At 47.7% G+C, this 12,166-nt stretch carries 16 protein-coding genes; all 16 read left to right on the top strand.

What is annotated here, in order from left to right:
- The first annotated feature begins 5 nt into the window (after positions 1-5).
- A complete protein-coding gene (gene prsW / locus JOE45_RS06260) occupies positions 6-698 on the top strand; it encodes a glutamic-type intramembrane protease PrsW (protein ID WP_210021011.1) in 693 nt (230 codons plus the stop codon).
- A 55-nt stretch (positions 699-753) separates the two neighbouring features.
- Positions 754-918: a hypothetical protein gene (locus JOE45_RS06255; RefSeq protein ID WP_210021012.1), complete on the top strand. Its 165-nt coding sequence runs from the start codon at positions 754-756 to the stop codon at positions 916-918.
- A 112-nt stretch (positions 919-1,030) separates the two neighbouring features.
- The gene (ypeB, locus tag JOE45_RS06250) at positions 1,031-2,389 is read left to right on the top strand and encodes a germination protein YpeB (RefSeq protein WP_210021013.1); all 1,359 of its coding nucleotides are present in this window, start codon (positions 1,031-1,033) and stop codon (positions 2,387-2,389) included.
- 141 nt (positions 2,390-2,530) lie between these two features.
- Complete coding sequence (locus JOE45_RS06245) at positions 2,531-3,184, top strand: flagellar brake protein (RefSeq protein WP_210021014.1); 654 nt, start codon at positions 2,531-2,533, stop codon at positions 3,182-3,184.
- A 61-nt stretch (positions 3,185-3,245) separates the two neighbouring features.
- Entirely contained in the window at positions 3,246-3,485 is a 240-nt protein-coding gene (locus JOE45_RS06240) for a hypothetical protein (RefSeq protein ID WP_210021015.1), read from the top strand.
- 108 nt (positions 3,486-3,593) lie between these two features.
- Positions 3,594-4,274: a (d)CMP kinase gene (gene cmk / locus JOE45_RS06235; protein ID WP_210021016.1), complete on the top strand. Its 681-nt coding sequence runs from the start codon at positions 3,594-3,596 to the stop codon at positions 4,272-4,274.
- A 2-nt stretch (positions 4,275-4,276) separates the two neighbouring features.
- Positions 4,277-4,858, top strand: coding sequence for a lysophospholipid acyltransferase family protein (locus JOE45_RS06230; RefSeq protein ID WP_210021017.1), 582 nt, complete (start codon positions 4,277-4,279; stop codon positions 4,856-4,858).
- Positions 4,859-4,942: 84 nt separating this feature from the next.
- Positions 4,943-6,145: a 30S ribosomal protein S1 gene (rpsA, locus tag JOE45_RS06225; protein WP_210021018.1), complete on the top strand. Its 1,203-nt coding sequence runs from the start codon at positions 4,943-4,945 to the stop codon at positions 6,143-6,145.
- Positions 6,146-6,173: 28 nt separating this feature from the next.
- Complete coding sequence (gene fni, locus JOE45_RS06220) at positions 6,174-7,247, top strand: type 2 isopentenyl-diphosphate Delta-isomerase (RefSeq protein WP_348632492.1); 1,074 nt, start codon at positions 6,174-6,176, stop codon at positions 7,245-7,247.
- Positions 7,248-7,313: 66 nt separating this feature from the next.
- Complete coding sequence (locus JOE45_RS06215; RefSeq protein ID WP_210021019.1) at positions 7,314-7,940, top strand: YphA family membrane protein; 627 nt, start codon at positions 7,314-7,316, stop codon at positions 7,938-7,940.
- 184 nt (positions 7,941-8,124) lie between these two features.
- Positions 8,125-8,253 carry a capping complex subunit for YIEGIA gene (locus JOE45_RS23800; RefSeq protein WP_280874010.1) on the top strand — a complete coding sequence of 43 codons (129 nt, stop codon included), beginning with the start codon at positions 8,125-8,127 and terminating at the stop codon, positions 8,251-8,253.
- A gap of 227 nt (positions 8,254-8,480) precedes the next feature.
- Positions 8,481-9,803: a ribosome biogenesis GTPase Der gene (gene der, locus JOE45_RS06210; RefSeq protein WP_210021020.1), complete on the top strand. Its 1,323-nt coding sequence runs from the start codon at positions 8,481-8,483 to the stop codon at positions 9,801-9,803.
- 14 nt (positions 9,804-9,817) lie between these two features.
- Positions 9,818-10,414: a glycerol-3-phosphate 1-O-acyltransferase PlsY gene (gene plsY / locus JOE45_RS06205; protein WP_210021021.1), complete on the top strand. Its 597-nt coding sequence runs from the start codon at positions 9,818-9,820 to the stop codon at positions 10,412-10,414.
- A gap of 25 nt (positions 10,415-10,439) precedes the next feature.
- Complete coding sequence (locus tag JOE45_RS06200) at positions 10,440-11,489, top strand: NAD(P)H-dependent glycerol-3-phosphate dehydrogenase (RefSeq protein WP_210021022.1); 1,050 nt, start codon at positions 10,440-10,442, stop codon at positions 11,487-11,489.
- A gap of 114 nt (positions 11,490-11,603) precedes the next feature.
- Positions 11,604-11,882 (top strand): stage VI sporulation protein F, encoded by a 279-nt coding sequence (locus JOE45_RS06195; RefSeq protein ID WP_210021023.1) that lies wholly within the window; start codon positions 11,604-11,606, stop codon positions 11,880-11,882.
- Positions 11,883-11,982: 100 nt separating this feature from the next.
- On the top strand, positions 11,983-12,162 hold the full coding sequence (locus tag JOE45_RS06190; protein ID WP_210021024.1) for a DUF2768 family protein: 180 nt from the start codon (positions 11,983-11,985) through the stop codon (positions 12,160-12,162).
- Positions 12,163-12,166 lie beyond the last annotated feature (4 nt).

Here is a 12,166-nt window from a genome sequence, read left to right as displayed (position 1 = left end):
ACACTTTGAGCGTCTTATCTATCCTTACGATGGCTATTGCGCCTGGTGTCGCTCTGCTGTCGTATTTTTATTTAAAAGACCGTTACGATCCGGAGCCGATCTCTCAAGTACTGAAGCTTTTTCTCTTCGGAATGATACTTGTGTTTCCCGTGATGGTGCTTCAACACGCATTGCTGCAGGGGCTGGGGGAAGGTCCATTCGTTTTTTCGTTTGTTGCCTCTTCATTTCCGGAAGAGTTTTTTAAGTGGTTCATTATTTATTTCGTTATTTTTAAACACACCTCCTTTGACGAGCCTTACGACGGCATTGTGTATGCCGTGGCCGTCTCGCTTGGCTTCGCAACACTGGAGAACGTCTTTTACGCTTTCTTGTCCAACCTGAATTTTGCCGATTTAATGATGCGGGCCTTCCTGCCTGTATCGGGTCATGCGATGTTCGGAGTGATGATGGGATTTCATTTCGGCAAAGCCAGGTTTACTCCGGAACGAACGAATAGGCATTTGTTCTACGCTTTTGCGCTTCCGTTTTTCTGGCACGGGGTATTCGATTATATTTTACTTATCACCAAATCGTACTGGGCATGGTTTATGGCTCCGCTGATGTGCTTCCTGTGGGTGCGCAGCCTATGGAAAGTGAATCGGGCTAACGCCAAATCGCCGCTTAGGATGGTGACGAGGGAGGAACGGATTAAAATATAACACGGTTGTCCATAATGGGAGTACAAGAATCATTGTGCAAACCGGAGGGAAGCCCATGACCGCAGCAAGCACGCGCGTGAAAGTAACCATCCGCTGCAAGAGGTGCGGCGAGAAATTTATACTCAAGGGCCGGAAGGAAAAAGGAAAGATCGATACCGGCTTTAAGCAGTGCATCTGCAATAATGAAATGGATTTTGACATCGAAAGCAATGATTTCTAAAACGTAGGGTCGGCATATGCCGACTCTTTTTCTTTATACGTTGTTGTATAAAGGTTCTACCTTCAGGCGCAAACTAAGCCCAAGTTTTGCTGATGAAGGGAGATTGTCGAAAATGTACAAAAGATTGAGTATCGTCATGTTTCCGTTTCTTTTATTGGCGCTCATCGGTACCGGCGTATGGGGTTACTTGGAGCATCAGGAAAAGAACACTGTTTTGATGAAGGCGGAAAATCAATATCAACGAGCGTTTCACGACTTATCATTCCATATGGACAAGCTGCATTCGGAGCTCGGTAATACGCTCGCTGTGAATTCGACCTCGCAAGATGCTTACAAGAAAGGGCTGATCAATGTTTGGCGTATTACCAGTCAAGCGCAGAATGAGATCAGCCAACTGCCGCTTACTATGCTACCGTTCAGTAAGACGGAAGATTTTTTGTCCAGAATCTCTAATTTTTCTTATCGAGCAGCCGTTCGTGACCTGGGCAAGCAGCCACTGGACGAGCAGGAATTGAAAACGTTGAATGTCCTGTATAAACATTCAACCGAAATATCCAAAGACCTGCGTAACGTCCAGACGAAAGTACTTCAAAACAATTTGCGTTGGATGGACGTGGAGCTTGCTCTCGCATCTAGTAAAGAACCACATGACAACGCCATTATCGACGGCTTCTCTTCAATGGATAAAAAAGTAAGCGAATATCCAGAGATCAATTGGAGCCCTGCCGTCATGAGTATGTACCAGAAAAGAGATATTAACATGCTCTCCGGTCCAGAGGTTTCGGCGGAAGATGTGAAACAAAAAGCAGCCCAATTCCTCGGCATTCAAGACGCTTCCAAGCTTCAGGTGGTTGAAAACGGGGCCGGAACGGAATACCATTCGTTCAGCGTGAGCGCTCCAAGAGATGGCTCACAAGATGGAATCTATATGGATTTCTCCACTAAAGGCGGTCAGCTCCTATCGTTCTCGGCAACCCGCGACGTTCCTGAGAAGAAGCTTGATCTGCGTCAAGCCAGAGACATTGCGGCACAATTTCTCGACGAACATAACTATAAGGATATGACCGCGGTCAGCTATGACGAATACAATAACATAGCTAATCTCACGTTTGCCGCCCGTACCAACGACGATGTGATCAATTATTTGGAGAAGGTAGCCGTCAGAGTAGCATTGGACAATGGGGAAGTCACCGGGCTTGAGGCAACCGATTACGTTTTCGATAAGAAAGATCGACAGTTGCCGGCGCCGAAGTTGACGAATGAGGAAGCGCTCAAAACGTTAAGCCCGAACTTCCAGGTAACCAGCGTTAACAAAGCGCTGATTCGTAACGATATCGAGGAAGAAGTATTGTGCTACCAGTATATCGGCAATGTCAATGGAGGCAAGTACCGTGTTTACATCAATGCGGATTCCGGTGCGGAAGAGAAAATCGATCAAATAGGACAGCAAGAAGCTGCTGTGAGTCAATAGGCCGTATGGAAAGCCCTAAGTTCGCTTAAGGGCTTTTTCCATTGCTCCTCTTCCCATATGTGCTTGAAATGCCTATAATAGTCGGATAACCTGCTTAGTACATAAGTACCAGGAGATAAGCACATAGGGAGGTAGCGGTCATTGCTTCCAAAAATAAACCAATTATTATATATACAAATCAACTCCATTGATGAAGAAGAAGCGAAAAAGGAGTATAAGTCCAGAATTGCGGATTTAGCGGAGACCTACATCAGTATGGAGGTTCCGATCGATGACAATACGGGTCACCTTAAACGTCTGTACCAAGGAGATGAGCTTTCAGCTCATTTTATCACTGAAGACGGTGTGAAACATTATTTTAATACAGCGGTTATCGGATTTTTAGATGACGTAGTCAGGCTTGTCCGCATTAAAAAGCCAGAGCTGAGATCCATAACGAAGGTGCAAAGAAGAAGCTTTTTGCGCGTGCCTGCCGAACTTGAGATTGCGGTTAAAATCTCCGAGCAGCTGCAGTTTGTCACACTGACGGACGATGTCGGCGGTGGAGGCATTTCCTTTTTGTGCGATGGATACATTCCGGCGAACGCGGGTCAAACGGTAACCTGCTGGCTGTTGATTCACTATAAGAACGGACAAATCGAGCATGTACCGTTCAAAAGCGAAATCGTGCGGGTGAAGCTGCTCGATGCGGGGAAACAGCAAGTCATGCTCAGGTATTCGGAAATAAGCGACCGCGAACGACAAAAGATCATCCGCTTCTGTTTCGAACGCCAGTTCGAAATTCGTAAAAATTAAAATGCATATTTTCCGCAAACCCGGGTATACTACCTCCCAAAAATGAGATGGGGTGGCGTGCATGGAGCCAAACGCACGAACGGAAGCGGAGAATAGGTATGAAGACTTATTTTTACGATTTACGAACAGGGTTGAGAAAGCGATCGGCTTCGTGCTGCTCGTTCTTTTGCTAGCCTTGGTTTTATCTCAATTGCTGCTGCAGCATCCGCAGATCCGCTATCTCATGGTGAAAGTAGAGCGGCTCGAGGGCAATCCGTATTCGGCAGCTCTCACTCCGGTTATGAAAGAGAATGAGGACTAGAGTTTTGCTTCAAGCTGAAAACTATGGTATAATTTTCTTTAGTTAGGGCTTCGGCCTGTTTTTTTTTCAAAATGCTCGTCCGCTTTATTGTGTTAAGGAGGCCGCATCTTGGATAAGTTTAACATCGCCATCGACGGTCCGGCAGGAGCGGGGAAAAGCACCATCGCTCGTCTCGTAGCCAATGCACTCAGTTTCGTGTATGTGGATACGGGTGCTATGTACAGGGCCGTTACTTGGAGTATTTTGCAGCAAGGCCTTCCACTGGAACAAACGGCGGACATGATTGCTTTGACGGAACGCTTGGATATTCGTCTAGTCTCTGGCGATCACGGTCAGTTGGTTTACGTGGATGGCCAAGACGTTACGGGTATGATCCGTTCGGCGGAAGTAACCGGGAATGTATCACGGATTGCTTCCATCGCAGAAATCCGCAGTATTTTAACCGCGAAGCAAAAGGAACTGGCGAAAATGAAAGGCGTCGTTATGGATGGCCGCGATATCGGCAGTCATGTATTACCGGAAGCCGAATTGAAAATATTTCTGACCGCCAGCGTCAGGGTTCGGGCGGAACGCCGACTCAAGGAAGTAAGCGGTGACAGGCCGGATATTACGCTAGACCGTTTGGAACAAGAAATTGCGGAGAGAGACCGTATGGATGAACAACGGGAAGCTTCACCACTTGTGAAGGCACTGGATGCCGTATGGTTGGACACGACCGAGATGACGATACCCGAGGTGGTAGATCGCATATTGGAACTCTGCAAGACCCGAGTAAGTGGGGTGAATTAGGAATGCTCTATACGTTTTTTCGTGGTATTTTCCGTTTTTTGTTCCGAATTTTATTCCGTCTGCAGGCCGAGGGAAAAGAGAACATCCCTAAGGACGGTGCGGTGGTGCTCTGCGCCAATCACACAAGCAATTGGGATCCTCCGGTTTTAGGCTCACTAATTGAGCGTAAAGTTCACTATATGGCCAAAGCCGAGCTGTTCCAAGCTCCCGTCTTAAGTTATGTGCTTCCGAGAATCGGTGCATTTCCAGTCAAACGCGGCGGCGTGAGTAAAGAATCGATTCGACTCTCTTTGCAACTGTTAAGAGACGGCAATATGCTCGGCATCTTTCCAGAAGGCACACGCAGCAATGCCGGAGGCATGGGGAAGAAAGGGGCGGCCAGTCTAGCGCTCAAAGCTGGCGCGACCGTCATTCCCGCAGCCATTGTCGGCAGCTACAAACCATTTAGCCGTATGAAAGTGGTTTATGGACCGCCGGTCGACATTACCGAATTTGCAGATAGCGGACCGGAAGGGCTGGAGCGGGCTACTGACAAAATTATGAGTACCATCCGTGCTATGGTAAAGCAGCACGAATCGAAGTAAGAGATTGTGGCATACTTAAAAAAGATGATGTAATTTTTTTCTCAAATACATTACTGTGGTTAGGTCGTTAAGGAGGTAATTGAAATGTCAGAAGAAACTAATGTGCAGCAAGAGGTATCACAGGAAGAGTCTATGGCGAACGTCGTCATTGTTAAGAAGGGTGATATCGTTAAAGGTAAGGTCATTAAAGTTGATGCCGATCAAGCGTTTGTCGATGTAGGCTACAAATATGACGGCGTAATCCCTGTACGTGAATTGTCTTCACTTCAACTGGATAACGCGGGTGAAGGTATTGAAGTCGGTCAAGAGGTTGAACTGAAGGTATTGACGATTGACGACAACAAAGAAAAGCTAGTGCTTTCCAAACGTGCCATCGACAGCGAGAAAGCTTGGGAGAAGCTGGCGAGTGATATGGAAAACAAAACGATTCTGGAAGCAAAAGTTGCTGAAGTCGTTAAAGGCGGCTTGGTTGTAGACGTAGGTCTTCGAGGTTTCGTTCCGGCTTCCATGGTGGAGCGCACTTTTGTTGAGGATTTCAGCGACTACAAAGGGCGTACACTGCGTTTGCGCGTGAAAGAAATGGATCGTGAAAAAAATAAAGTCATTCTTTCTCAAAAAGATGTATTGGATGAAGAATTTGATGTTCAGAAAAAGGATGTTCTATCCCAGATTTCTGTTGGTCAAGAGTTGACCGGTACGGTTCAACGTTTGACGCAGTTCGGCGCATTCATCGATATCGGCGGAGTAGATGGCCTTGTTCATATTTCCGAAATGGCTTGGCACCATGTTGAAAGCCCGTCCGAAGTAGTGAAGGAAGGCGACCAGGTTCAAGTTCAAGTGCTGAAGGTAGATCCGGAAAACGAGCGTATTTCCTTGAGCATTAGAGCTACTCAGCCAGGGCCTTGGCAGCAAGTGCAGAACAAAATTAAAATTGGCGATATCGTTACGGGTACAGTGAAGCGCCTTGTGCAATTCGGAGCGTTTATCGAAGTGGCTCCAGGTGTTGAAGGCTTGGTCCACATTTCCCAAATCGCTCATCGTCATATCGCTACTCCGTTTGAAGTACTGAAAGAAGGTCAAGAGGTTCAGGCGAAGGTGCTTGACATCAACATCGATGAAAAGCGCATTTCCTTGAGCATTAAAGAAACCGAAGAAGCACCTGCACGCGAACCGAGAGCGGAAAGAGAAAGATCACCTAGAAGAGAGTCTGTTTCTCACGAAGAGCTGCAGAGCTTGAACTTAACGCTCGGTGAGCGCTTTGGCGATAAATTAAGCAAATTCAAATAAGTAATTTTTGCTGAAATGAGGAATACGGGTGCGAATACCAAGGAAAATGGAGCATGTACATCATGCACTGCAGCTTGGTCAGAGCGGTGAGCATGGCTTCCGTGACGTCAAGCTGATCCATAACTGTCTCCCCGGCATTTCTTCGGATCAAATATCGTTAGAAACCGCAATCGGCGAACTCAATTTGAGCTCGCCGATTGTTATTAATGCGATGACCGGAGGGGCTCATGAGACGGAAGAAATAAACCGAGAGCTGGCGGTAGCGGCAAGAGAGACAGGTCTGGCTATGGCTGTAGGTTCACAAATGTCGGCGATTAAAAATCCGGAGGTGGAATCAAGCTACCGGATTGTTCGCAACGTAAATCCCAGGGGGGTCGTGTTCGGGAATTTAGGGAGTGAAGCTACGCTGGAGCAGGCCTTACGCGCTGTGGATATGCTTCAGGCGGACGCTCTACAAATTCATTTAAACGTCATGCAGGAGCTGATCATGCCAGAAGGAGACCGCGATTTCAACGGAATGCTGGATCGAGTCCAAACCATCGTTGAACGGGTTGGAGTGCCCGTGATGGTGAAGGAAGTCGGATTTGGTATGGTAAAGGAAAGCGCAGAAGCCTTATTCCGCTGCGGTGTGCGAATAATCGATGTCGGGGGCGCAGGCGGAACCAACTTTGCGGCGATTGAGAATGCCCGTCGTAATGTACCTATGGAGTGGTTGAACGACTGGGGTTGTAAGACAACCACATCACTACTTGAAGTGCTGGAAGCGAAGAAGCATAATCATGGGGCCGTGTTTATTGTTGCTACAGGGGGAATCTCCAGGGCATTTGATATTTGTAAAGCTTTAACCTTGGGTGCATCTGCCGTTGGCATGGCAGGCTCACTTCTGAAAGTTCTTCGTGAGCATGGAACGGAAGCGCTCACAACTCATATCCTGTCGCTCCACGAGGAACTCCGACTTTTAATGACCGCAATGGGAGCAAAGAGAGTGGAGCGTCTGCGAGAGATGCCGGTTGTCATTACCGGAGAAACGGCCGAGTGGTGCGCTGCCCGAGGTATTGAGCTGGGCTCATACGCTATCCGTGCGGGATATCAGAAGCTTTGACTAAAACCAAATATGGAAAGCCATACTAAGGGTAAGAGACGAGTGTTTACTCTTGGGGTGATGCGAATGAACGCGGGCTATGTGTCCTTATTATTAATTGTTGTTTCGCTGATTTTGTTCGCCAGTGGTTGGAAAGACATCATATTAAGAGGTATTACTCATTTGAGTCTACTTCTTTTTTTTGTTGGTTGGCTGCTTCTCCAGCGGTGGAGCTTTACACTAGAGCATTGGAGAATATACGGGTGCGTTCCGCTTCTTCTAGCGATTTCGTTTCTGATTCTTTTTCTAACACGCGGGGTGCTGTTACGTCTTCATCTGTTTTCTGTGGGACTATTGCTTGGCTCTGTTTTTTTCTTTATGAAGGAAACGATCCATTTAGCCCCGGCGATTATCGTGTTCAGTCCAGAGTGGACAATGGCTTTGTTCATCGGGCTGCTCGCCTCCGCGCTTCTGCGTTGGCCCGCGTATCAAGTGGCGGTTCTTTCGTTAGGGCTTGTAATTGGTGAAGGGATGTTCGCGTATTCCCATCGGGATCAAACGAATATCGTGATAGGCCATGCCGGATTTCAGGATGCTTGGTGGCTGACCGTATATGCGGTGAGAGGAAGCTCGCTTGCCCTGGAATCAGCGACGGCCGGATGTAAAAAAGCATGCATATATGTCTGGAATACGATCCGAGAGCGAAAAAATTAAGAAGTAGTTATTGCACATTTGTTGTGTGTACCGTGATGAGGGGGTGCTTGCTATCTTTTAGTGTCGCTAGACAAGCTCGACATGAATGACGGCCGACTTGCGGTGCTACTCCTTCTTCAACGAAATCCTGAGAAAGCTCAGTGGGTGGCTATGCGTTCACCTATTTCTGGAGAGTACGGTAAGGATGCCGACTGAAGCGGATGCAGCCCGGAAGAACAGCAGCAGCTGGCTTTTAAGGCTGGAAAAAACCATGGACGCCCCAGCCCATGATTTGCAAAATGGTACTATTATCATTGTCGATCGTAAAGACTGACCCGCAGCTACAATTCATTTACTTAATCATATTATTTTGATATACTATCATAGCTTATGAGCCAAGCTCGAAAGCTATGATATTGCGCGAAAAACGACCTCGGAACGTGGTGTCCCATCATTGATTGAAATCGAATGTTGGTCGGCTTAATAGCTAATTATCAATACAAATACATAAGCTGTATAAGCAGAGTGAATAGTTTTGTTATTTAGAAGGGAATGAAGTGCATGGCAAGACCAATCATAGCCATTGTCGGGCGTCCGAATGTGGGTAAATCGACAATATTTAACCGAATCATCGGCGACAAGCTAGCTATTGTGGAAGATAAACCTGGGGTGACTCGTGATCGTCTGTACGGTACGGGAGAATTTCTGGAGCAGGAGTTTAGCGTCATCGATACCGGCGGGATTGAAATTGACGGAGATGATCATATCCTTCGCTCCGTCCGTGTGCAAGCGGAGCTCGCCATTGAGGAAGCTGACGTCATTGTTTTTATGGTGGATGCCAAAGCAGGTATCACACCTACTGACAGCGAGGTTGCAGAGCTGTTGTTTCGAGCGAAAAAGCCGGTTGTTGTTGCCGTCAATAAAGTGGACAACTTACAGCGGGTAGACGATATTTATGAATTCTATAGTCTTGGATTTGGTGAAATTGTAGGGATCTCCGGCTCGCACGGAACAGGTATAGGCGATTTATTGGAGGTTGTGAGCAAGCATTTTCCAGATACCTCCGAGGAAGAATATGGCGAAGACGTTATCAAGGTGGCGCTGATCGGGCGACCCAATGTCGGGAAGTCTTCGCTTGTGAATGCGATTCTCGGTGAAGAGCGGGTCATTGTCAGCGATGTAGCCGGTACGACCCGGGATGCTATTGATACACCGTTTGAGAAGGATGGTCAGAAGTACGTGATCATTGATACGGCGGGTATGCGCAAGCGGGGTAAAGTGTACGAAACGACTGAGAAATACAGCGTCATGCGGGCTATGAAGGCAATTGAACGTGCTGACGTCGTCCTGGTCGTCATCGACGGAGAAGAAGGGATCATCGAGCAGGATAAGCACATCGCAGGGTATGCACACGAAGCGGGTAAAGCAGCTATTTTTGTGGTAAACAAATGGGATATCGTGGATAAGGACGACAAGACGATGCATCAGTTTACACAGAAAATCCGTGATCACTTTTTGTTTATGACCTATGCGCCTGTTGTTTATCTATCAGCCAAAACAAAACAAAGGCTGCATAAGCTGTTCCCTATCGTTACACATGTGGCGGAGCAGCATTCGCTTCGAATTCAGACACATGTTCTGAACGATGTGATTTCTGATGCGGTTGCCATCAACCCTCCACCGACGGATAAAGGGAAGCGCCTGAAAATCAACTATGCCACCCAAGTGGCAGTAAAGCCCCCGACCTTCGTCTTTTTTGTTAACGAACCGGAGCTTATGCACTTCTCTTACCAAAGGTATTTGGAAAATAAAATCCGCGGTGCTTTCAGCTTTGAGGGGACTCCTGTTCGGATGTTTATGCGGCGCAAGTCTGAAGAAGGGTAGGAGAGCGTGTCTTGATGAGCTTATTGTCACTTGTGATCGGGTACTTGCTCGGCTCGGTGAGCTTCAGTTATTTAGCTGGAAAGCTGTTGAAAGGTATCGATATCCGGCAGCACGGAAGCGGAAATGCTGGGGCTACCAATACGATGCGGGTGCTCGGCAAAGGTCCGGGAATAGCCGTGCTTTTACTGGATATGATTAAAGGGATGGCTGCCGTATGGATCGGCAGCCTTCTAAGCGGGGGAGATTCCTTATTCGAGGTGCTCGCAGGTGTAAGTGTCATCATAGGACATAACTGGCCGATCTTCTTCGGCTTCCGCGGTGGCAAAGGAATAGCGACAACCGTGGGCGTTATGGCGACGCTTGCTTTTCTTCCAACACTTTATGCAGGGATTATCGCTGTACTGACCATTGTTTTGACCCGATATGTTTCATTAGGATCACTTTTGTTTACCGCCCTCTTACCGATATTTATTTGGTTCATGGACTTGCCTAATGAATTTCTTGTGCTCAGCCTGCTTCTCTTTGTTTTCGCGTGGGTCAAACACCGAAGCAATATTGTGAAGCTGCTAAATGGGAAAGAAAACAAGCTGGGTGCCAAAAAACAAGCTTAACTATATGCTAAAGAGGTGTTCGCACATGCCTGAATCGGGTAAAGCCGCGGTCTTGGTTGCAGGAAGCTGGGGTACCGCGATTGCCTCGGTACTTGCAGAGAACGGCCGGGAGGTCTTTCTTTGGTCCCGAAACGTGAAGCAGGTGGAGGAAATCAACACGGAACACCGCAACAGCCGGTTTCTAAATGATGCCGTGCTATCCCCGCTTATTCGTGCGACGACTTCTATGGAAGAAGCGGTGAAAGGCGCGGAAGCGGTGGTAATCGTTGCTCCATCGTCTGCGATGCGGGAGATAGCCTCTGCGTTGAAATCGTATATCCATGATCATACATTATTGATTCACGCGACCAAAGGCTTCGAGTCTGGAAGCTTGAAACGGATGAGTGAGGTACTCGTGGATGAGCTGACATCGTACGATCCCAGCCGAATCGTTGTTTTGTCCGGACCGAGCCACGCGGAAGAGGTCATAGAGCGATGTCCGACCACGGTCGTCGTTGCATCACACAAGAAGGCTGCAGCTGAACAGGCTCAGGACCTGCTTATTAATTCGTATTTTCGCGTCTATACCAACCCGGATGTCGTAGGAGTAGAAGTGGGCGGCGCGCTCAAAAATATTATTGCATTAGGTGCGGGTCTTTCGGATGGTCTTGGCTTCGGCGATAATGCAAAGGCAGCACTTCTTACCCGCGGCCTTGCGGAAATGGCAAGGCTCGGAACGGCTATGGGCGGAAGTCCACTGACATTCGCCGGTCTGGCGGGGATCGGAGATTTGGTCGTTACTAGTACGAGCCGACACAGCCGCAACTGGCGTGCAGGTTCGATGCTGGCTCAAGGGCTGTCCCTCGAGGAAGTGCTGACAAAAATGGGCATGGTGGTGGAAGGAGTAAAGACGACGCAAGCCGCATATCGATTGGCACGTCAATACGGTATTACCATGCCGATCACCAATGAGCTTCACCAGGTTCTTTTTGACGGGAAAGACCCAAAAACAGCAGTAGAGGATCTGATGGGCCGCGGACCTACCCATGAAATCGAAGAGGTGGCCAAGCAATCCCAATCGGATTGGCTGCACTAAGGCTCCTGCCTACACGGGCATTAAAGAAAATACATATAATACCTCAGACTAAAGCGCAAGTCCGCCTAAGGCGGGCTTGCGGTTGTCATCCACAGTCCGAGGAGGTTGAAACCATTGGCTGGTAAGAACACACCCAAAGAAGTGCTCAATGTCGTGAAGAAAAAGACCGGTAAAAACGTTTCGGAAAAGGACATATATAAGCTCGCTAGCGGTGTTAAACCGTCTACCATGCAAAGCGAAGCTCAACTGAGGCAGCTTATTAAACAGGTATCGAGTTTAGTGAACGTACCCGTATCGGAACAAACCATGAAGGAGCTTATTCAAGCGATCAAAAGCAGCAAAATGGATGCGAACAATATGGAACAGCTGATGAAAACGATCATGAAAAAATAACAGTTTTATGGCATAAGCCTCCGTACAAGGGCGCTTGTGCTCTTTTTATGTTATGATGTAAATATCTATGCAGCAATTTTTTGGGGGTTGAGAAATTCATATGTCGCCATTGGACAAGATGTGGGCATCTTTCGTCGCCATCGGATTGATGGTTGTCGCTTCATTGCTGATCACGTATGCAAGAAATAAAACAACTGGCGTGCTCAGATTTGTTTTATCTTTTATCGCATTCTTAATGTTCATCCCGATCCTGCTCTACATGTTTGTATCGATTTTGTAGGGAG

The organism is Paenibacillus sp. PvR098 (assembly GCF_017833255.1).
GTDB lineage: Bacteria > Bacillota > Bacilli > Paenibacillales > NBRC-103111 > Paenibacillus_G.
This window is presented reverse-complemented; position numbering and strand designations above follow the sequence as displayed.